This is a genomic window from Lentimonas sp. CC4, assembly GCF_902728235.1.
Taxonomy (GTDB): Bacteria; Verrucomicrobiota; Verrucomicrobiia; order Opitutales; family Coraliomargaritaceae; genus Lentimonas.
On record NZ_CACVBO010000001.1, the window covers coordinates 3,005,036 to 3,026,661 of the forward strand.

The window sequence follows — 21,626 nt, forward strand, 5'->3', positions numbered from 1 at the left end:
TACAAATGATGTTACTCACCCCACGCTTTCTAAAGACACTCGCTGGCACGGCTTTCCTTTGCGCCGGACTTGGCCTTCCTACGTTGGCTCATGCCAATGCACCCGCGCAAAATATCCTAGTCCCAAAGGATATTGCCGTCGCAATCAAAGACACGGTCAAAGGCGGCCCCAATGTGCTCATTGGTGCAGATGACAACAGCGAGCATGAACAGGTCAGTAAAGTGTTCGACGGGAATATCGGTTCGAAACATTTCAACAAAGGGAAGCAGGCAGGTTTTGTGGTATCACCTGGTATCGGTGCCAGCATTGTCACCGGCATTCGATTTGCCACGGGCAACGACAAGACGGAACGTGATCCACTAAGGATCACCATCGAAGGCTCCAATTCCGCAGAAGCGTTCCATCTGGGCGCCGCCGAGTTTTCGCTCATTTACGAAGGACCGAGCGGCTTGGGAAGTCAGCAGGGACGCCAGAGCTGGGGGCAAACTATTCCGATTGAAAATGCTACGGCCTATAAGAACTATCGCGTCATTGTTACGAAGACACGCGGCGGTAATCGCACGGGTGTTCAATATGGTGAAGTGGAGCTCTTTGGTGTGCCAGAGATCGCCGGTCAGCCACGCGTAATTTACAAGCTTACAGAGGCTCCGGTGCCTATCGCAACTGAGCGCACCGCGATTCGTGCCACATGGCGTGATCGTGCTCCGTTAGACCAAGCGGAGCTCGCCGCTGCTCCTGCGGATACGCGAAACCTACTTTGGTATCGCCAGCCCGCGAAGATCTGGGAAGAAGCGCTGGCTTTAGGCAATGGCCGACTCGGCGCCATGGTATTCGGCGGTGTCGCTGACGAGCGCATACAGCTCAATGAGAGTAGCCTGTGGGATGGTTATCCCTTGAATCCCAGTAACCCGAAGTCGCTGGAAGCGCTGCCGGAAATTCGCCGCTTGTTGTTCGAAGGTCAGAACGAAGCCGCCGCAAAACTCGCATCTAGAACTATGATGGGGCAGCCGTCTGGCGTGAAGCCTTACCAAGCACTCGGTGAATTATTAATTGATGCGCCCGGACTTGCAGGTGCTAGCAATTACCAGCGTTCGTTGAATCTCGGCACCGCCGTCACCCGTGTATCCTACGAAAGCGAGGGCGTCACCTACACCCGCGAGGCCTTTGCTTCCGCGCCTGCCAACGTGATCGCAGTGCGCTTCACTGCCAGCCGCCCGGGCGCGCTGTCCCTGAAGATGACCTTGAAGCGTGAGAAAGATGCCACGTGCATCGCCGCCGATGACCCTCATGCCATCGTGCTGGATGGCCAAATTGACCGTAAGGACGAAGCGGGCGTGCAGCGCGGCCTGCGTTTTGCCGCACAGGTTTCGGCTGTCGCAGAAGGAGGCTCGATTACGAATACGGATGGCATCCTTACCATCGACGAAGCGACCACCGCCACGGTCTATATTACAGGTGCCACAGGTTATCCCGGTCTCAAAGCGATCGGCGAGTTGCTCGCCGAGGATATAAGCGGCAAAAGCTATCTGCCGGAGGGTAATCCCAAAGCGGACTGCGCCACGGCCATCGCGAATGCTCAAGCCCTGTCTTATCAGGAATTAAAGGACGCGCATGTCAGCGACTACCAGCAATACTTTAATCGCGTCAGCCTGACGCTCAATTCGGACAACAGCGCCGCGGCTCTCCTGCCCACTGACGAGCGTCTGCGCGCGCTCAAAAAAGCAGGCACGGCGGATCCAGGACTCGAAGCGCTCTATTTCCAGTTCGGTCGTTACCTGCTCATCAGCTCTTCGCGCCCCGGCACTTTACCCGCTAATCTTCAAGGTATTTGGGCCTGGCAGATGAAAACACCATGGAACGCCGACTTCCACAGCAACATTAACTTGCAGATGAACTACTGGCCGGCGGAGACCACCAATCTTTCGGAGTTTCACACGCCGCTGTTCGACTTGATGGACAGCCTAGTCGCCTCCGGTGGAGAAGTGGCCAGAGTCCAATACGGCGCACGCGGCTGGGTGCTTCATCACCTCACCAACCCATGGGGATTTGCGGCACCTGCTGACGGTGTTCACGGCGTCTGGCCGATGGGCGCCGCTTGGTTGTCCCGCCATCTTTGGGATCACTATACATTTACCAACGATCAGGAATTCCTCGCCGAGCGCGGTTGGCCGCTCATGAAAGGCTCCGCCCGCTTTATTCTGGATTTCCTTGTCGAAGCGCCGGCAGGCACCCCGTTCGCGGGTAAGTTAGTGACTAACCCCTCACATTCTCCCGAAAACAGCTTCCTCTTGCCCGACGGCTCCAAGGCGTTGTTCACCTACGGCGCGACAATGGATACAATGGTGATTCATGAGTTGCTCGAAAATTGCATCGCCGCCAGCGAGACGCTCAACGTCGACACAGAATTCCGTCAGGAATGCGAATCCGCACTGCTCCGCTTGCCCCCTGTGCGCATCAGTCCGCAATCAGGCCGCATCCTTGAATGGGTAGAGGATTATGAGGAAGTCGAACCACATCATCGGCACACCTCGCATCTCTTCGGTCTGCATCCCGGGAATATGATCAACAAATCCACGCCTGAGTTGTTGGAATCTGCCCGCAAGGTGCTCGATAGGCGAGGGGATCGTGGCACCGGATGGGGGCTCGCTTGGAAGATTAACATGTGGACACGCCTTCACGACGGCAATCGCGCTCACCTTTTGTTAAATAATCTTCTCAAAGACAAGACCTACCCGAATCTCTTCGACGCACATCCTCCTTTCCAGATTGATGGAAATTTCGGGGCGACCGCAGCCATCGCGGAAATGCTATTGCAGAGCCATGCGGGTGAGCTCGACCTTCTCCCCGCACTGCCGAGCGCCTGGCCGACCGGGATGGTGCAAGGCTTACGCGCCCGTGGAGGATTTGAAGTCGATATCGCCTGGAAGGACGGAAAACTAGTCGCCGCGAGGATACGCTCGCTTAATGGCAACCCGCTGAAACTGCGTTATGGGAATGTGACCATGGATATGGCTTTGGCGAAAGGAGCCTCGTTTAGTTGGGATGGCTACAGCAAGTAGATCTATCCGAGATAATCACACGAATCTTACTCGGAGACGACTATGAAAAAAGACTCAATTGCTATTTTTATCCTCTTGGCGTTAGGCGCGCAGGCGAAAGAGCTAACTGATCTCGAAAAGGTTATGGCGCTCGGCGGCCTAACGAGCGCACCAGCCGTCTACACAACCAGTGGCGAAGCGACCGAAGTCGATTGTGTGGGGTCGATCCAGTCGATTATGTATGAGGGGCAGGACTACAACGGTAAAGCTACGCGTGCTTGGGCTTATATTGGTATGCCTGCCGGAGCCAGCGAAGAGAAACCAGTGCCCGCCGTGGTGTGTTTACATGGCGGTGGCGGCACCGCATTTTCTGCCTGGGTTCAGAAGTGGAATAGACGTGGCTATGCGGCCATCAGCATGGATACCGGAGGGAATATCGTAGACCCGGAAACAAAGAAAAAAGTCAGACATGAATGGAGTGGCCCACCGCACGACAGAATCTATGCCGATAAGAATAAACCCATTGAGGGTCAGTTCATGTATCATGCTACGGCCAACGCTATTCTAGCCAATTCGCTGCTACGTTCTTTGCCGGAAGTTGATGCCGATAAAGTGGGTCTTACGGGCGTTTCGTGGGGTGGAGTGATCACTTCCACCGTCATCGGCATTGATAACCGTTTTGCTTTTGCCATTCCGACCTACGGGTGCGGTCACATGTTTGATGCATCAAGTCATTGGGGACCCATACTCAAGAATAACAAAATGTATAGAACGGTGTGGGATCCTGTATTGCGCCTGAAGAATGCCACCTTACCCGTGTTGTGGTTCTCCTCGCCGCAGGAAAAAATTTTCCCAATGGATAGTTTTGCTGATTCATATCGAGCCGCATCAGGACCTCGGATGGTATCGCTGGTTTCAGGGATGGGGCATGGGCACGGCAAGATGTGGCTCCGGCCCGAGAGCTATGATTTTGCCGACGACATCCTTAGTCATGGAACTGGTTGGTGTGTGCAGCAGAGTTTAAAGCTGAACGGTTCGACTGTGGAGGTGGTTTTTGCAGCAACCCGAAAATTGAAATCAGCGTCGCTCCTTTACGTCACAGGAACAGGCAATGTTGGCACGCTTGCTTGGACGGAAATCGACGTCACTTCGATGGTCGAAAGACCCTCCTCTGGCATGTGGACGATTACAGCGGAGCTTCCTGTGGATGCGACCGGATGGTTTGTGAATACGACGGCCAAAGCGAACATCGGCGGCTACCTTGGGGCTGGTGCTGTCGTTGCAAGTTCCGACTACCAGGAGGTCATACACTCAAATCCAGTTCCGTCTGATCGGTAGGATCTAAACTTTAATATGTATCCGAACGTATAACCACTTTAGCCTCTACTCAACATACCCATGCAATTAAAATCATTTCTGCTCACCCTCACTGCTATAGCGACTCTGTTGCCGTCTGCCTCTGCTGATAAAAACGATAAGCCGAATGTCATTATTGTTATCACAGATGATCAGGGTTACGGGGACTTCGGCTTTACGGGTAACCCCGTCATTAAAACGCCGAACATCGATAAACTGCGTAGCGAAGGTGTCTTACTCGATAACTTTCATGTCGATCCGACTTGCGCGCCGACACGCTCGGCTTTGATGACCGGTCGCTACTCTGCACGTGTTGGTGTCTGGCACACGGTGCAGGGGCGTAATATGTTGCGCACACGTGAGGTGACTATGGCCGATGTGTTTACTGAAAATGGTTACGCAACCGGACTCTTCGGCAAATGGCACCTTGGAGATGTGTATCCTTACCGTCCACAAGACCGTGGTTTCCAGTATGTATTAAAGCATCAGGCAGGTGGGGTTGGCCAGGCGCCTGACTATTGGGGCAACGATTACTTTGATGATACCTACTGGTTAAACGGGAAACTAGAGCGCTTCGAGGGCTTTTGCACAGACGTTTTCTTTGACGAAGGTATTGAGTTTATCAAAGCAAACAAAGAGGAGCCATTCTTTGCATATATTTCGACAAACGCGCCGCATAGTCCGTTCTACAGTCCATTGGAATACTCTAATCCTTACAAGGGTAACCCCGATGTTTCGATCCCTGAATTCTACGGCATGATCACGAATATCGATGATAATATGGCTAAGCTGATGGCCACACTTGAAGAAGAAGGCTTGGCTGATAATACCATCTTAATCTACATGACTGATAACGGAACAGCTGGTGGGGTCAAAGGTGGTCGCGGTTATGATGGCGGTATGCGTGGGCAGAAAACTTCGGAATATGATGGAGGGCATCGCGTTCCTTTCATTTTGCGCTGGCCGGCTGGTCAAATAGAGCCAGGCAAATCCGTTGAGCATCTGACCGCGCACTTGGATATCCTGCCGACTTTTATCGACCTGCTTGGCCTCAAAGCTCCAAAGGTCAACTTCGACGGATCTAGCCTGCGTGACTTACTTTATTCAGACGGCAAGGAATGGCCCGAGCGTGCCCTCGTGGTCGAGTCGCAACGTGTAGTGACTCCAGAGAAGTGGCGCAAGTCGGCTGTGATGACAGATGAATGGCGTTTAATTAACGGAAAAGAACTCTATAACATGGTGTCCGATCCAAGGCAGGCGAAGAGCGTGGCGAAGCAGTTTCCTGAAGTCTTCGATCGCATGCGCGCCGAATACGAAAAATTCTGGGAGGACGTCTCACAGGAACACGATTTGACAAGCTATATGGTCATCGGCTCGGAAGAATCGCCTATTGTGATGCTTTCCTCTCACGACTGGTTGATCAATCGACTGCCGCCTTGGAATCAAGGGCACATCCGTTCTGGTGGTGTCGCTGAAGTATCCTATTGGGCGATTGAGGTCGAGAAAGCTGGTGAATATGAGATCTCACTACGCCGATGGCCCGTTGAGGCCGACAAGGGCATCAATGATGGCACCTATGGCAAAGCCTTCAATTACACGCAGGCACGTATGCGAATTGGTGACATTGATGTGACTAAGGAGATTCCTGAGGGAGCCAAAGAAGTTACGTTTAGAGTCAACCTCGAAAAAGGCCTTACCGAGCTATCTCCAATTTTCATTGGACCGAAAAAATCAGCAACTCCTTACTACGCTTATGTCACTCACAAAGTGAAACCAGGCTGGCAAACACCCGCAGGTATGGGTGTGCCAATCTACGATCCATCTTTCGGTCGTGTGCCACCACAAAAAAAGCGTAAGTAGATCATCGATTGTCGTTTAAGCCTGTATGATCAGTATCTGAAAGTCGTGCGTCAGCTTAAAGGTTAGTTAGCGAAGTATAAGGCGAGTGACATCGCTTTTTACTCAGCCCAAGAACTCTATTTGATTAGTCAATTAACTAAATTTGTCAGAAAGTCCGCGAGCGTGTTTAATGGCATTTTAAATTACCCCCTTGATTCTTTATGCAACCGATGCGCTTTACCGGCTCTCAGCAATATTCAATGTTGAATGTGAAACCTATCACTTGCTGTCGGTTGCTTCTGTTATTCCTGTCTTTCCGGATGGGAGTGAGTGTTTGTGAAGCCGGGCTTAAAGTTAATTATCGACGCACATCATCCTTTCCAGATTGATGGAAATTCCGGGGCGACCGCAGCCATCGCGGAAATGCGGTTGCAGAGCCATGCGGGTGAGCTCGATCTTCTCCCCGCGCTGCCGAGCGCCTGGCCGACCGGGATGGTGCAAGGCTTGCGCGCCCGCGGCGGATTTGAAGTCGATATCGCCTGGAAGGACGGAAAACTAGTCGCCGCGAGGATACGCTCGCTCAATGGCAACTCGCTTAAGCTACGTTATGGATCCCAGGTCTTCGAAACAGATCTCGCGAAAGGCGAGAGCTTCCAGTGGAGCGGGGAATAGTGAGCATGACGACTAAGTTTAAGTGCAATTCTGAGCACGTGTAAAAGCACTATAGTCGATACATTAATATCTGATAAAGTATGGTTGTTACTCAATTAAAGTAACAAGGCATTCCGATGCCGAGCCATTCTTTACCATAACTAACCCCCCAATGGATCAAAAAATAACGATGAAAAAAATATCATATAAAAAAGTTTTCGGAGCGTTGGCTCTTACGGCCATTTTTACAGGTAGCTTCAGCTCTATTGCAACCGCAGTGACAAAAACACAAGCAAATGTAAATTATGGACAATTTACAGCAGACGCGACTTGGGTTGGTGGTGTTGCACCAGTCAGTGGCGCTGATAGCATTGTAGCCACAACGAACATGACCTATAACGGTTCATTTGAATTGGGTTCAGGTCAAACGTGGACAAGAACAGGAGGGAACTTCGTTTTTTTCGAAGGTGGCCGCGATGGGATAGCAGCCGCTTTGACCCTCAAATCGGGAAGTTCAATGAATTACGCGGGGAGGCTCAATGAAACCACTAGCCATATTGGTGCCAATGATTTAATACTTGAATCGGGATCTTCAATCTCGACGTCTGAGTTTAACGTAAGAATAGATATTGCGTCTAATTGGACGACTACATGGGTAGCCGATGCGACCGGGGTTACCAACTTTAACGCGGCGACTTCAAGAATCACTGGCTCCAGTGCGATCTTTGATTTGAGTAGTTATGACCTCGGAGCAAATGGTTCGACGATCGTGTTTATGACGACGGCTGAAACTGGCACGTTTGGTAGTGTGAGTATCCTTGGCGGTTACACTGCTGACGTTGATTACAGTTATAACGGAAATACACAGATTGCGCTCACTAATATATCAGCGATTCCAGAGCCAAGTGCTTGCGCAATGCTTGCTGGATTGTTGGCGCTTGGTAGTGTGATGATGCGTCGTCGCAAAGCCTGAGTAGTCTCATTATTTTAGGGGAATCTGCGGGGGCAGATTCATATTAGGGGTAAACGTCCGGAGCAATCCGGGCGTTTTTTCGTATCTCAGCATATTCCGGCACGGATCATGATTTGTGAAAGCTGTGGTCGGCTTAGGAAGCCACCTACGACCTCAGGCACTATAAAAACGCATCGCTCGTGTATATACCCTATAGTCAATTGATTGAACGCTGATACACTAATGTTACACCCGATTTACATGTCATCAGCGAGGAGTTATAATTATGATTAACAGACGCGATTTTATAAAAAAGAGCTTAGCTGCTGCAGTTTTTCCGACCATTCTTCCGGCATCCGTCTTTGGGCGCAATGGAGCGGTGGCTCCCAGTAATCGAGTGACGCTCGCTCATATCGGTTGCGGACACATGGCGCGTAACTTGCGCAATGTCTTCTGCTATCTTCCGGATGCGCAGATCGTCGCCTGTGCCGATGTGGAACGTTCGCGTCTAAACGACTTTAAGAATTTCTATGACTCCTTCTATCAAAAGAATCGTGGACAGAACCAGGGGGAAGGGGGCGCATTGTATGATGACTTTCTTGAAGTGTTGGCGCGCCCGGATATTGATGGCGTGATCATCGCCACACCCGATCACTGGCATGCCACGATGACGATTGCCGCCTGCCGTGCGGGGAAGGACGTTTACTGTGAAAAGCCACTGACACATACGGTCGGCGAGGCCTACGATGTGGCTTCTGCGGTTAAGCAATATGGGCGAGTGCTTCAGACTGGTTCGATGCAGCGATCCTCTCAGAATTTTCGCTTTGCAGTCGAGATGGTGCGCAATGGTCGTATTGGTAATGTCCATACCCTCAATGTTGCCGGGGGGGCGCCTCCCAAATTTTTGTATGATCTGCGTGAGGAAAACCAGGATGCCATGAATTGGGATCGCTGGGTAGGGCCTTCGACGATGCAACCGTATAATAGCTTCATTGCGCCGACCTCTGCCGATTATAAGGATTGGCCCGGTTGGCGCTTTTATAGTGATTTCGGTGGCGGGGTGCAGTGCGACTGGGGCGCTCACCAGTATGATATCGCCCAATGGGCCTTAAATCGCGACGGCGATGCACCGGTTGAGGTGATTCCTTCCAATTCTTCCAATCCCGAACAGAAGGCACTTACCTATCGCTATGCCGATGGCGTTCAAATCGTCAATCAGGGGTCTGGCAGTGTATTTACCGGACTGAGTCGCGGCGTAGAATTCATTGGCGATGAGGGCGCGATCTATGTCAATCGGGGTGTCATCGAAACGAAGCCAACTCGTTTGAAATTAGAACCGACACGGGGAGATGAGCTGACGGTTTACGAGTCGACCAGTCATGCTCGGAATTTCGTTGATTGCGTTAAGTCACGCCAAAAGCCGATCTGCGATGAAGTGGTGGGTGCATCGAGTGCGGTCGTGTGCCATCTGGGAAATATCGCCGAGCAATGCGGGGAGGCATTTAAATTCGATTACAAGACCGGCCTGACCGATAGCGCAGCAGCCAACCGCCTGCTCAACCCACCCAAGCGTCCGCAGTATGCGGTCTGATCTTTATATCTGGGAACTCAATGGATCTTTCTAAAATGAATTTATCGCAATCAATTGCTAAACAACTCCTAGTTGGCTGTCTCGTGTTCGGCCAGGCCGGCATCCTACTCGCTCAAAAAAGTCCGGCTGATGTTCGGGTGCTCGCCGAGAATGATCGAGCTGCAATCGCAGCCGCGATGCCGTCGGCATTGCAAACACAGGCGATCAAGCCGCGCAAGCTACTGGTGATGAGTCGCTCGATGGGCTACTATCATAAGTCGACTCCGATGGGGAATGCGTTCTTTGAGCAGGTGCAGTCAAAGTATCACGGCTACACCTTCGATTTCTCTGACAGCCAGGAAGACTACAGCGCGGATAAGTTACAGCAGTATGATGCCTTAATATTTAATAATTGCACAGGGTTGGAGAAAAATATCACGGATCCGGCCATTCGCCAGGGGATCATTGACTTCGTCCAGCAGGGCGGGGGACTGATGATCATTCACGGTGCAGCCGACGCCGGTAGTCACGGATGGGCCGCTTATAATGATATGATCGGTTTTCGCTTCGCGGGTCACCCTTGGGGAGCAGGCCAGGTGCATTGCTGTATTAACGAAGATACCGAGCACCCGCTGACAGAAGACTTCGAGGCGACCTTTCGTATTAAGGACGAGCTTTATGTATCGAGCGATCCGTTCTTCAGCCGCGACAAAGTCCGTGTGTTGCTCAGTGTGAATCTCTCAGATGTGGAGACCGCCTCCAAGCTGAAGCAGGAGGGGCAACGAAAACGGCAGCGCAGCGATCAGGACTACACAGTCTCCCATGTTCGTGAATTTGGTCAGGGACGGGTGTTTTACACGACCTTTGGTCATAACGACTCAGTTTATAAGGAAACTCGTGTGCAGACGCATTACCTAGGTGGTCTGCAATATGTGAGTGGCGACCTTGAGGCCGAAGATTTGCCTATTCCGCTTTACGTTCGCCTTCAGGCCTTTAAGGGGCCGCTCTTTTTTGAAGCGAAGCTAAAACTCTTTGCGATGGCGCGTCATGCACGCACTGCCGAAGAAAAACAACAGCTGACTGATCTGTGTAGTCGTTTGATCCGCAACGAGCAGGCAACCGATGCCAGCCGACAGGCAGCGATTGAGGCACTCTCGTTAGTCGCCACGCCAGCATCTTTTGAAACAGTGGCAGGTGTTCTCAACGAGACCGCACTGGCTCATCCTGCCTTGATGTTTCTGTCACAGCATGCGGATGCCGACACCTTCATGCAGCTTTCGAAGCAGGCATGGAGTTCACTCAATGAGCAAAGCCGGATCAAAGTGATCCAAGCCATGGGGGCACGTGGGGCAGCCTTTGCCGATCCGCTCATGACCTTCGCAGCACAAGGGGCGGACACGCAGCGCATTGCGGCGATTCGGGCACTAGGTCATTGTGCCACTCAGGCTCAAGTGGATGGTTTACTCGGCCTTACGAATGCACCCGGCATTGCGGAGGCGCGTGCTATCGCGCTGATCGATATCGCCAACCGCCTCGCACCTACGAATGCGTATCCGATCTATCAACGTTGTATCAATAACCACACTGACACTCCACTTCGGGCGGCAGCATTGGTTGGTCTCGTGCGTTTAAATCCTGCGACAGGTGAACCACTCGTCCTTCAATACTTATCGGATGACAATGCAGCAATGCGCCAGGCGGCCATTGCAGCTTCGCACTATGTGAACAGCGAAGCATTGACTGTTGCAATGGGTGCACTAGCCGTAGAGGTATCTGAATGGGACGCGATCTGTCTGATCCAGACACTGGCAAGGCGCGGTGATGCGCAGGTGCTTCCAGTGCTTGAACAGTTAATAGCGAACCCCGCTACACAATTAGAAGCGATCGATATGCTGGGCGCTGTGGATGGCGTCTCGCAGGTTGCAGTGCTGTCCGAGTTGCTGTCTGATTCTAACCCTGATGTCGCCAAAGCGGCCGAGGGGGCGCTCATTAATTTGCGAGCGGAGGGTGCAGATGAGGCGATCGCGCAGCAGCTTCTACTGGGTGCGTCAAATCAACAGATGGCGCTGTTGAAGGTAGCAGACGGCCGTCGAACGGCTGTGCTCGCTGCGGTTTCTGCAACGCTCTTGCGTTCGGATGACGCAGCCGTGGCCAACGCTGCCTTGAAGGTGGTCGTGCTGAGTGGGACTATAGCCGAACTAGAGACTTTGTGTGCACTGGCTCTGGAGCAGTCTGAAAATTCCAGAATCGGTAGTGGTATCGCCAAGCTGTGTGGACGTTTACATGATGATACGGCAGTGGCTTCGATCCTGATTGACTCTGCCCAACGCGCGACGCCAGAAGGGAAGGTCAGCTTCATTAAGATACTTCGCAAGTTTCCTTCGACAGTATCCGAAACGTATTTATTGAGCCAGCTAGAGTCGGGCAGTCCAGAGTTGCAGTTAGTGGTGGTGCCAGCGTTGGCTGAGTTTGATAGCGACGCGTCGAAACAGGCGTTGCTTCTCCTGTGCAAAAACGGTCGAACCGCCGCGATTAAAGACGCAGCCTTTAACGGGTATGCTCAGTTGCTGAAAAATGATCAGCGATTGGCACCGTCGGTAAAGCTTTCCGCACTGAGCGGGTTGTTGCAAGTGGCACGAACAAACGATCAGCGTATTGTTATATTGGATACGCTAGCGGGTCTGCCGGATCCGGGAGTGGAAGCACTCGCGGCAGCTTATCTAAAGGATTCGAATGGCGACGTGGCTGAGGCTGCAGCTTCCGCTATTTCGGGTAGTCTCGAACTGCTGAGCAAAGCAGATTGGACCTTTAGTTCGAATTTCAATGACAGCGCTAAGGAGCATCAGAAAATGATCGATCTAGACTCAACAACTCGCTGGACGAGTAAGGCCATGATGTCTAATTCCGATCCTATGTGGATCGTGGTGGATCTCGGCTACGAACAGGCGGTCAAATCGGTCACCTTAGATACGACTGGCTCCGCTGGTGATTTCCCCCGGACGTATGAACTCTACGTATCGAAGCAGAGCAATGAATTTGGTGCGCCGGTTGCCACCGGGACAGGAACTGCACTGACTGTAATCACCTGTGATGCTTTCGGGCGCTACGTAAAGATCGTGCAAACTGCGAAACAGGGACCCTATTGGTCAATCCACGCACTAAAAATCAACGGGCGCCCCAGCGGTGCAAAGAAGTAATGATCGTCCTTGAGGTTTAGCTTTTTGCTGTAAAAAGTCCCAACCGATGCCCCATGTTGACTGCGGCAGGAGCGTTCTTTACTTCGAGTTTATTATAAAGATTCGCCACGTGGCTGTCTACCGTGCTGTAGGTCACTTGCAAGCGAGCTGCGATTTCCTTTTTGACTAGGCCTTCACTCAGAAGCGTTAAAATTTCGAGTTCACGGTTGCTCAGGAGCTTCTTGATATCGTTTTGAGGGAGCTGCTTTTGCAGAGTGTTTAGTATAAATTTAGCGACTCCAGAATCGAGGGAAGCACCGCCCTTCATTATTTTGTGCATGCCATTGGTGATTTCGTGTAGCGCTGCAGATTTGAGCAAATAGCCAGATGCTCCGAGTGAGATAGCGCGAAGCACGTCGGCTTCGGCATCCGATTGCGTGAGGATAAGGATCTTGGCGCCGGGTAATGCCGTCCTAAAGTGGGGTAGTGCCTCTAGGCCGCTCATACCGGGGAGGTTTAAATCCAATAGTATGAGGTCTGGGACTTTGCGCTGGGCAGAACTATTGAGACTGCGCAAGGCGAGTTCTGCATTGCCGAATTCGCTGGTCAGTTCGATGTCGGTCTCATCTTCTAAGGATAAGTGAATGACGTCCCGGAATTCAGGGTTATCTTCGACCAGCATGACGCGTATGATTGTAGACATGTCTTTTTTTTGAGTGTTGTGGTGAACTGCGCTTTTTTTCTATCGAAAGCCTAGACGTTTAAAGTTAAATTTTAGAGTGATGCGTGTGCCGCCATCTTGAGGTTTTTCCACTTGAATCTTTGAGCCGAGTAGCTGACTACGTCGCATGATTGAGTTCGGGATGCGATTCTCTGGTGAGCTGTGGAGTCCTTGTCCATTATCGGTGATGACTAGCTCCAGATTCTTTTTGTTCGCGACTAAGCGTGTGGTGGCTTTTGTGGCTCCAGAGTGACGCAGTATATTAGTGAGGCATTCTTTATGGAAGAGGCAGAGGTCGATTCGTTTGCGGGGCGACAGTCTATGTAGTTCTGCTTCGCCTTCGAATGTGAGTTCGTGATCGATGCCTTGCAGAATGCGTGAGGACGAACGGCGCATTTGATCGGGCACATCTTCGTATATTTCTTTGGCTTCCAGCATATCGGTGCAGTAGCGTGCGGCTGCTCCGGTTCGCTCTGTGAGTCCCCGTATCCGTTGTAACAGTTTGTCTAGTTTGTCTGGTTTGTCTTTGGATTTTTGCGTTAAGTCGCTCAGTAGACCTAGGGCATGGAGGTTGGCTCCGAGTTCGTCATGCAGGTCTGCCGCGATGTGTTTACGGGTTTGATGAATCGCCCGTTGTCGGAATATCCGATTTACTAGAATTATGATGATCGTGCCTACGAGCAGTGCGGCGAATGATAAAAGCAGACGGTTGAAATTTGTCTTTTGGCGAGCATGGCGCTGCTTGAGTTCGGTTTCGACACGGGGACGTTCGGTCTGGAGTTCATGGCGTAGCGCGAGTTGCTCGATCCAGTCACGCAGCGGCAAAATATTGCCATAGAAGTTACGTCCGTCGGTCAAGGAATCGACCGAACGCGTCTGGCTATCTGGCTTGAAATTGCTACTAACAGGGCTTCCCTCTGCGACGTTTTCCCCTTGGTAGAGCAGCTCGATTTCAGCAAATCCGACTTTTTGATTATTTTTAACTTGGAGGAAAGGCTCCGTTAAAATCAACCGAACATAGCGGCATGTCGTCGTGGGAAATTTTCGAGTCATGATGGAGCCTAGGTCGAAGATGGAGTTCACCTGATATTCGACCAGTTGGACGGCGTCTGAGAAGTCTGCTTTGAGCGCGCCTTCAACAATAATTCCGCGTGGCGTGGCGAAACCACTATCAATGGATTGTGGAATTTGGTTGCTAACCTCGATCGAGTGCAGATTGATTTGATTCAGCGGCTGAGGGGATTGGAGATCGATATAGATCGTGGGTTTCTCTCCAGGGTTCGGTTCACTTAACAAGGCTACGCTTTGTTTTCCTTGGTTCGAACTCATCAGGTAGGGCATTAAGCCATCGACTAAGTAGCATTGATGGTAACCATTCGTATAGCTGTCGGCGCTCGAACTCGCTCTGGTTGGTCGGTGTAAGGCCACATTTTCCTGACCACTGAAAATGAGAATTTCGGACAGTTGAAGGGAATCGACGTTATCCCAGACGCGCTGTGTGCAAATGAGCGCTTCGACCTTGATCCAAGCGGCTTCCATCGGTGGAAACGAGATGACAACCGGCGCGATGCGCGGTAAGAGTTGATCGTCTGCAGTATAGTGGGCGACCATGGTGCCTGTGGAATCGCCCGCCAGTCCCACCACGACCTTAAACTCCAAAGGAAATGCATCCGCTTGAACCTTTGATGCGCCAGCTCGCGCCAGCGAAGGGACTAAAACGACTTGATCGATTTGGGTGTTCTCTTCGAGGTCGACCAGAATCCATTCATTGATACCCTGTGTAATGTGAGCGGTGCGATAACCAATCGCTCCGGTGCCAGTTTGCATGTTGAAGCTTGCAAGTGTCAGCAGCTGCGCGTCGATAGTGTCGAGCCGCGTCTCCAGTTGTTCGGTAGAGAGATCGTCCAGTGCTGCCGCAGGCATGGCCGATAGGGGCGACATGAGTTGCGCAAACGCAATGAAGATGCAGAGGCACACCCCTTTGTCATGTGTATGCCGGGTGACTGTCTTGCCTGCCTTTGTTATAATATACCAGAGTGCTGTCATCATTTGGTTTGCTTGATGTATACGAACCCGTGAGTGAATTTTCATTATCAAATTATGTGATACATCTGCCAAGCCTGATGTTTCTCACATGTATTATAGCACGTAGTCCGCTGGCTGACCCTAGTGTATATAAGGGGTGTTCAACGAAATAAACGGTGATATTATGGAAGTAACAATAATATGAAGAAATACATTCTAGTCGCTCTAGCCATGGCCTGCGTGAGCATTTCGTTCGCGTCTGCAAAGTTGCCTAACATTATCCTGATTTACGCTGATGATCTCGGTTATGGAGACGTCGGCTGTTACGGCGCCACTAAGGTGAAGACGCCTCACATTGATAAGCTGGCTGCTGAAGGACGCCGTTTCACCGATGCTCACTCACCCTCCGCGGTCTGCACCCCTTCCCGATATTCACTACTGACGGGGAATTATCCATTCCGGGCAAATAACAATCGTGGTGCGTGGGGGCCTTGCGGGGTAGAAAGTCCGCTCCTCATTAATACGGAAAAGGAGACCCTTGCGAGTCTGTTGAAAAATAAAGGATACTCCACCGCCTGTGTCGGTAAATGGCACCTCGGCTTCGGTGAAGGGGGGGTGCATCTAAATTCTCCACTACGTCCCGGCCCCTTAGAAGTTGGTTTTGACTACTATTTCGGGATGCCTGTTGTGAACAGTTCCCCTCCTTATGTTTATGTGGAAAATGACATGATCGTTGGCTTAGAGTCCGATGACCCGATCATTCTTTTAGATAAGGGAGTCAAATCAGACTTCCCTATGCCTAAACTCCCAGACGGTGCTTCTGGACGGGTCAGTAACCGTTTCACAGGAGCCAAGAAAGCGCATGAGCTCTTCATCGAAGAGGAAGTCGGCGACACCTTTACAGAAAAGGCTGTAACGTGGATTGAAGAGAATAAAGAAAACCCCTTCTTCCTCTACTTCGCGACGACTCATATTCACCACCCCTTTACCCCGCATAAGCGCTTTCAAGGGACTTCGGAGATAGGTCTCTACGGGGACTTTATTCATGAACTAGACTGGATGGTCGGGGAGCTCATCAAAACTCTGGAAAAGAACGGTCTGACTGAGAACACGCTCATTATTTTCACCAGTGATAATGGGGGAATGTTCAATGAAGGCGGGCAAGATGCCTTTGCTGCGGGACACTTCATTAATGGCGACCTAATGGGCTTTAAGTTCAGTGCATGGGAGGGCGGGCACCGTGTGCCCTTCATCGCTAAATGGCCTGGGCATATTCCTGCTGGAAGCACCTCTGATGAACTGATCGGAAGTGTGGATATGCTCTCAACCTTTGCGACCCTGACTGGTCAAACGCTAGATGAGAAGCAGCGTGGGGACAGCGTGAATGTTCTCCCAGCTCTTTTAGACGATCAGCATGCCTCCGTCCGTGAGCATCTCCTCATGACTCCTTTGCGACCGACACATCTTGGAATCAGAAAAGGGAAATGGATGTTTATTAATGCACAGGACTCCGGTGGATTTATAGGTAAGAAACCGGGTGGGCATGGCTTCGCCGGGGCTGCCGCTGCTAGCTTTATTGGACGTGTTAACAGCGACATCACCGATGGGACAATTAATGAAGACGCGCCTCCTGCCCAGCTCTACGACATGGAAGCAGATCGTAACCAAACGAAAAACCTCTACCATCAATATCCGGAGGTTGTGAAAGAAATGCAGACGCTTCTCGATGAAATTGTAGCTGAAAATCAAGCCAGAGAGAAAGCGCACCACGAGAAAAAAATAGTAAATAAAATTCCAGCCTCTCCTAGCTCCTTCAGTGCGTGCTTTGACTTTGAATCAGGTGCCCTCGCGCCTTGGAAAGTAATTAAGGGCGAGTTCGGCAACCCGATTGGTAAACGAGAACTCTTTGGAGTAGATAAGAAAGAGTTAAATAAACAAGGTGACTATTATCTAACCACACTGGAAACGGGAGTGAACGGGGGGTCTTCAGATAAGCAAACCGGTATCATTGTATCCCCTTTATTCATTCCCAAAGGAGGACCGATGACTTTCCGCGTGGGCGGAGGGGACAAGTCGAACCTTTATATCTCCCTCTGCACTGAAGATGGAGAAGAAGTAAAGAAGGCAGGCGGCGAGAACGGCTCGCTCATGATAAAAGTAGAGTGGAGTCTGAGAAAATACGCGGGTAACAAAATGTATCTAAAGGTGGTGGATGAATCAACTGGTGGCTGGGGGCATATTACTGCGGATAATTTCCAGTTTGATGCGGAAATCTTGGCGCACTATCCAGAATTGACGAAATGATTGAGATGATGAAACAGCGAAGTGAAGAAAAGAAAGTGACTATGAAACTTGTTAAGAAAACATTCAAAACTGGAACCCTGGCCGTTTGTTTGGTGATGGGATTGATTGCAACGACCGTCAATGCGGTGCAAGCGCCTGTCGAACTCTCGCCGACCACGATTGACTGGCCCGACTTTATGTCGCGGCAGGACATGGCCTGGAATAAAGTCCCAACGCGGTGGAATGAGGCGCCTTTCTTTGGCAACGGAATGATCGGCCTGTTCCTCTATCAGGAGATCAACAATCCAGATAACAGCGACTCAACCGATGCGAAAAATGTGCTTTCACTGCATCTTGGGCGCGGAGATTATTATGATAACCGCGCACCTTTGGAGGGGAATCATCATACGTGGATCTATCGTGGGCGACTGCCTATCGGCTTTTTTCGGATCAAGTCTGAAGGCGATATTACAGGAGTCGATTGGCGGATGGATCTATGGAATGCACGACTGGTAGGCACGGTTCAAACCACCAAAGGTAGTTACCAGATCGAAGGCAAAGTGCACGCACTTTACGATACGTTTTATTGGAAGGTCATTCCTGCCGATGGCGAATCAGTCGATTTCGAGTGGCAACCACAGAAAGCAGCATCGTATGCCAAATCCGTTTCGGATCGAGCGGTTGAGCGTGGGGAGTTGGATGGCAGAGAGGTTGCAGGTTTTTATCAACGATTTGCGGCTACGCCGTATCCGGAAGCGCCCGAAGTCGAGGTGATTGAGTCTGCGGCGGGCAACATAAGTCGACAAGTGCTCTATGCAGATTCAGGCGAATTAGTCATGGCCTGGAAGACGACCAAAAATGCAGCAGACCGTTCGGTAACTTTACTGGGAAGCATCGCGTTCTCGCACGAGATGGGCGTCGCCATGCTGGAGGCCAAGCAGGATCTCACTCGTGCAGTTGCAGAGGTAAAGGGCGAGACTTACACGCAGACCCACGAGCAATGGTGGCATACATATTATCCGCGTAGCTATGTGTCTGTATCCGATGATTTTTGGGAGCAATTCTATTGGATTCAAATGTATAAGCTCGCCAGTGCGAGTCGTGCGGACGGCATGATGTTGGACACGGCAGGGCCATGGTATCAGCCGGGCTTTCACCCGCTGGTGTGGTCGGATCTCAATGTGCAGCTATGCTATTGGGCGCAGTTGACCTCCAACCGCACGGATGTGGGTAAGTCGCTCTTAAATGTCATGGATCGTAATATCGAGAATTTGAGCAACAATGTGAATCAGGCGTGGCGCGACGACTGTTTAGATGCGAACACGGTGTTTCCGGGCAACGATTTGATCGCGCCGATCGGTCACAAAAAAGTGGCGGATCATGTTGTGTGGATGTTGCATAATTACTGGTTAACCTGTCGCTACGAGAACGACACCGAGCGCATGCGCGATGGTCTCTTCCCGCTGCTCAAACGCGCCAACGCTACCTATTTACGTTACATCGAGGATCACCCGCTGGATCTCGGCGACGGTAAGCTCCATTTCAAACACACTTGGTCGCCAGAAGCAGCCACTGGAGTGGATATGAACTACACCATCGCGCTGGCTCGTTGGTCGAGTCGTATTCTCCTAGAGATCAATGAAGCCAACAATTTGAACGATCCGAAAGCGGTGGAGTGGCAAAACTTGTTGGACAATTTGGTGGGCTGGCAGACGGATGCGAACGGCTTGCGACTCGGCAAAGACTTTCCTTTTGAACAGGCGCACCGACATTATTCTCACCTGCTTGGGTTTTACCCACTCTTTGAGCTGACTCCGGACACGGATCGGGAGCTATTGCAGACGTCGGTGGATCATTGGTTAAAGGTGACCGAGGACCCGACAAAGGTCAAAGGCTCGGCCATGCCCGTGACAGGCTACACTTGCTCGGGCGCGGCTTCGATGTATGCGGCCTTGGGTGATGGCAATAAAGCGCTGGAGTATCTACGGAAATTTACCTTCGTGAATATTTACTCGAACACACTGTATGCCGAAGGCAAAGAACAGTTGATTGAAACCCCGCTGTCGGCCGCGGCATCGATGAACGATATGCTCTTGCAGAGTTGGGGAGGGCGCATTCGCATCCTGCCAGCCGTTCCGGACGCCTGGCAGGATGTTCATTTCCAGACGCTGCTCTGCGAGGGAGGTGCCCTTGTCAGTGCCGACCGCACTGCGGGTCAGTTGACCTGTGCCAAAATCGAATCTCCGGATGAGCAGCGAATGATCGAGTTCACACTCCCGATCGAGAATCCTGAGTTCTCCATCATTACGAAGGACAATGCAGTGAAACCCGTCGTCTTAAAGCAAGACGACGAAGGCTTCTACCAAATCAATCTGCCAGCCGATGCGTCTCTGATTGCCAAACGCCCGGATGTGAACTTGGCCGAGATCCAGACGCTGAAATCACCCGCTAACTGGAAAAATATCTTTGGTAACAACGGACAGTATCAGAAGGTGCGAGAACAGTTTAAGGCAGAAATGTTCTTCGAGCCGATCAGAACGATTAAATAGATTTAGCGACTCCACCAGCTTTATGAAATGTCCCTCAAGTGATTAATTGTATCATATTGAAATCAGTGGGGGAGTGCTATGGTCAGGGTCAACAGTTATACTTTTTGTTTTGGTCGAGCGCGTCGGCTTCGCCCAATGCGTTGAGGTCTTTTACTTTGCCATCTTCTACTTTAGCGACCTAACCTAGTTATATGCGCCTATGTGAAACTGATCTCATGACTCTAGCAGGTATTGCTGTTACGGCGGTGCAGGAAGCGGGTGCCTTGATTCAAGATTACGCCCAGCGTGATGTGCTCGTGCGTTACAAAGCCGGCGGCGAGAACCTCGCGTCGCAGGTGGTCACGGAGGTCGATGAACTGAGTCAGTCGGTGATTTTGAAGCATCTGCTGCCGACGTGTGTGGCCTACGATTTGGCGCTCTTGAGTGAGGAGCAACCTGATGATGGCAGTCGTTTAGAGAAAATGGCTTTTTGGTGCATTGATCCACTTGATGGCACCTTGCCGTTTACGGAGTCGATCCCTGGCTATGCGGTTTCGATTGCGTTGGTTGCGCGTGATGGCTCTCCGTTGATTGGCGTGGTCTATGATCCCACGACCGGCACGCAGTATCAGGCATTGTCGGGGCTGGGGGTTTTGCGTAATGGCGCGACTTGGCAATTGGAAGCACGACCAGACTCGGCGGCGTTGCAACTGATCGCGGATCGTAGCTTGCCGAAGCAGCCGCAGTTCGATGCTGCGATGGAGCAGCTACGGAGCATTGCGACGGCGTGCAGCAACGGTGACCTTGAGACGAATTTGACAGGCGGTGCGGTGATGAATGCGCTGTGGGTGCTGGAGCGTGCGCCCGGGTGTTATTTCAAATTCCCTAAGCCTCAGCAGGGAGGCGGCAGCTTGTGGGATTATGCGGCGACGGCCTGCATCTACCGAGAACTCGGTGCGTGGTGCAGTGATTGTTCGGGGCGACCTTTAGATCTGAATCGTGCAGATTCGACTTTTATGAATCATAATGGGGTATTGTATGCTTCGGATCGTGAGATGGGGGCTGAGTTGCTTAAGCGTGTTGTTGGTTGATTCATCGTGAATCGGCATTTTGGATACATTTTCTCTAATCGCATGAATGCCATGGATATAGAAACTTTGACGTCATTTTTCATGTGGTGCACCGTCCTGAATGGTGGCTTGTTGATCTATGCGGCTCTGATGTGTGTCTTTGCGTCTGACTTTATCTATCGTATCCATTCTCGGTGGTTCCCGATGTCGAAGCAGGCCTTTACCATCGTGCTATATTCGTGGCTCGGTTTGTTTAAAATCGGCTTTTTTATCTTTAACGTGGTGCCATTACTGGCGTTGTGGATCATTGGCTGAGGCGGTAGCTCAAACACCGCGACTGCTTCCATTTAATGAATTTCTTGAAGTTAAATGGATCAAATTATCGATTAAGCTTAACTTATGCTGATAAATTCTTAT

The 21,626-nt window shown here is 51.2% G+C and carries 13 protein-coding genes; 11 read left to right on the forward strand and 2 right to left on the reverse strand.

Going from position 1 to position 21,626, the window contains the following annotated elements; genetic code table 11:
- Positions 1-5 precede the first annotated feature (5 nt).
- The 7 genes from GZZ87_RS12945 (at position 6) to GZZ87_RS12975 (ending at position 12,603) form a co-directional block, all read left to right on the forward strand.
- The gene (locus GZZ87_RS12945) at positions 6-3,059 is read left to right on the forward strand and encodes a glycoside hydrolase family 95 protein (protein ID WP_162024942.1); all 3,054 of its coding nucleotides are present in this window, start codon (positions 6-8) and stop codon (positions 3,057-3,059) included.
- A gap of 42 nt (positions 3,060-3,101) precedes the next feature.
- Positions 3,102-4,376 carry an acetylxylan esterase gene (locus tag GZZ87_RS12950; RefSeq protein ID WP_162024941.1) on the forward strand — a complete coding sequence of 425 codons (1,275 nt, stop codon included), beginning with the start codon at positions 3,102-3,104 and terminating at the stop codon, positions 4,374-4,376.
- Positions 4,377-4,436: 60 nt separating this feature from the next.
- Positions 4,437-6,254 carry an arylsulfatase gene (locus GZZ87_RS12955; protein ID WP_162024940.1) on the forward strand — a complete coding sequence of 606 codons (1,818 nt, stop codon included), beginning with the start codon at positions 4,437-4,439 and terminating at the stop codon, positions 6,252-6,254.
- Positions 6,255-6,569: 315 nt separating this feature from the next.
- Positions 6,570-6,905, forward strand: coding sequence for a glycoside hydrolase family 95-like protein (locus GZZ87_RS12960; RefSeq protein WP_348534058.1), 336 nt, complete (start codon positions 6,570-6,572; stop codon positions 6,903-6,905).
- A gap of 151 nt (positions 6,906-7,056) precedes the next feature.
- Entirely contained in the window at positions 7,057-7,857 is an 801-nt protein-coding gene (locus GZZ87_RS12965) for a hypothetical protein (protein WP_162024939.1), read from the forward strand.
- Positions 7,858-8,122: 265 nt separating this feature from the next.
- Complete coding sequence (locus GZZ87_RS12970) at positions 8,123-9,427, forward strand: Gfo/Idh/MocA family oxidoreductase (RefSeq protein WP_162024938.1); 1,305 nt, start codon at positions 8,123-8,125, stop codon at positions 9,425-9,427.
- 35 nt (positions 9,428-9,462) lie between these two features.
- A complete protein-coding gene (locus tag GZZ87_RS12975; protein WP_162024937.1) occupies positions 9,463-12,603 on the forward strand; it encodes a ThuA domain-containing protein in 3,141 nt (1,046 codons plus the stop codon).
- Positions 12,604-12,619: 16 nt separating this feature from the next.
- Here GZZ87_RS12975 and GZZ87_RS12980 read toward each other — a convergent pair whose 3' ends face one another.
- Both GZZ87_RS12980 and GZZ87_RS12985 read right to left on the reverse strand, forming a co-directional pair.
- Positions 12,620-13,285, reverse strand: coding sequence for a response regulator transcription factor (locus GZZ87_RS12980; RefSeq protein WP_162024936.1), 666 nt, complete (start codon positions 13,283-13,285; stop codon positions 12,620-12,622).
- A gap of 39 nt (positions 13,286-13,324) precedes the next feature.
- On the reverse strand, positions 13,325-15,394 hold the full coding sequence (locus tag GZZ87_RS12985) for a histidine kinase (protein ID WP_162024935.1): 2,070 nt from the start codon (positions 15,392-15,394) through the stop codon (positions 13,325-13,327).
- Positions 15,395-15,529: 135 nt separating this feature from the next.
- Here GZZ87_RS12985 and GZZ87_RS12990 point away from each other — a divergent pair, with 135 nt between their 5' ends.
- The 4 genes from GZZ87_RS12990 to GZZ87_RS13005 all read left to right on the forward strand — a co-directional run bounded on the left by GZZ87_RS12990 (position 15,530) and on the right by GZZ87_RS13005 (position 21,524).
- Complete coding sequence (locus GZZ87_RS12990; protein ID WP_162024934.1) at positions 15,530-17,632, forward strand: arylsulfatase; 2,103 nt, start codon at positions 15,530-15,532, stop codon at positions 17,630-17,632.
- Positions 17,633-17,673: 41 nt separating this feature from the next.
- The gene (locus GZZ87_RS12995; RefSeq protein WP_162024933.1) at positions 17,674-20,160 is read left to right on the forward strand and encodes a glycoside hydrolase family 95-like protein; all 2,487 of its coding nucleotides are present in this window, start codon (positions 17,674-17,676) and stop codon (positions 20,158-20,160) included.
- Between the two features lie 215 nt (positions 20,161-20,375).
- On the forward strand, positions 20,376-21,230 hold the full coding sequence (locus GZZ87_RS13000; RefSeq protein WP_244648093.1) for an inositol monophosphatase family protein: 855 nt from the start codon (positions 20,376-20,378) through the stop codon (positions 21,228-21,230).
- A gap of 51 nt (positions 21,231-21,281) precedes the next feature.
- The gene (locus GZZ87_RS13005) at positions 21,282-21,524 is read left to right on the forward strand and encodes a DUF6868 family protein (RefSeq protein ID WP_162024931.1); all 243 of its coding nucleotides are present in this window, start codon (positions 21,282-21,284) and stop codon (positions 21,522-21,524) included.
- Positions 21,525-21,626: the final 102 nt, after the last annotated feature.

What these genes read in the sequence shown, in the direction of transcription:
- GZZ87_RS12945 (WP_162024942.1), top strand. Translation starts at nt 6, where the DNA reads ATGATGTTACTCACCCCACGCTTTCTAAAGACACTCGCTGGCACGGCT.
- GZZ87_RS12950 (WP_162024941.1), top strand. Translation starts at nt 3,102, where the DNA reads ATGAAAAAAGACTCAATTGCTATTTTTATCCTCTTGGCGTTAGGCGCG.
- GZZ87_RS12955 (WP_162024940.1), top strand. Translation starts at nt 4,437, where the DNA reads ATGCAATTAAAATCATTTCTGCTCACCCTCACTGCTATAGCGACTCTG.
- GZZ87_RS12965 (WP_162024939.1), top strand. Translation starts at nt 7,057, where the DNA reads ATGGATCAAAAAATAACGATGAAAAAAATATCATATAAAAAAGTTTTC.
- GZZ87_RS12970 (WP_162024938.1), top strand. Translation starts at nt 8,123, where the DNA reads ATGATTAACAGACGCGATTTTATAAAAAAGAGCTTAGCTGCTGCAGTT.
- GZZ87_RS12975 (WP_162024937.1), top strand. Translation starts at nt 9,463, where the DNA reads ATGAATTTATCGCAATCAATTGCTAAACAACTCCTAGTTGGCTGTCTC.
- GZZ87_RS12980 (WP_162024936.1), bottom strand. Translation starts at nt 13,285, where the DNA reads ATGTCTACAATCATACGCGTCATGCTGGTCGAAGATAACCCTGAATTC.
- GZZ87_RS12985 (WP_162024935.1), bottom strand. Translation starts at nt 15,394, where the DNA reads ATGAAAATTCACTCACGGGTTCGTATACATCAAGCAAACCAAATGATG.
- GZZ87_RS12990 (WP_162024934.1), top strand. Translation starts at nt 15,530, where the DNA reads ATGAAGAAATACATTCTAGTCGCTCTAGCCATGGCCTGCGTGAGCATT.
- GZZ87_RS12995 (WP_162024933.1), top strand. Translation starts at nt 17,674, where the DNA reads ATGAAACTTGTTAAGAAAACATTCAAAACTGGAACCCTGGCCGTTTGT.
- GZZ87_RS13000 (WP_244648093.1), top strand. Translation starts at nt 20,376, where the DNA reads ATGACTCTAGCAGGTATTGCTGTTACGGCGGTGCAGGAAGCGGGTGCC.
- GZZ87_RS13005 (WP_162024931.1), top strand. Translation starts at nt 21,282, where the DNA reads ATGGATATAGAAACTTTGACGTCATTTTTCATGTGGTGCACCGTCCTG.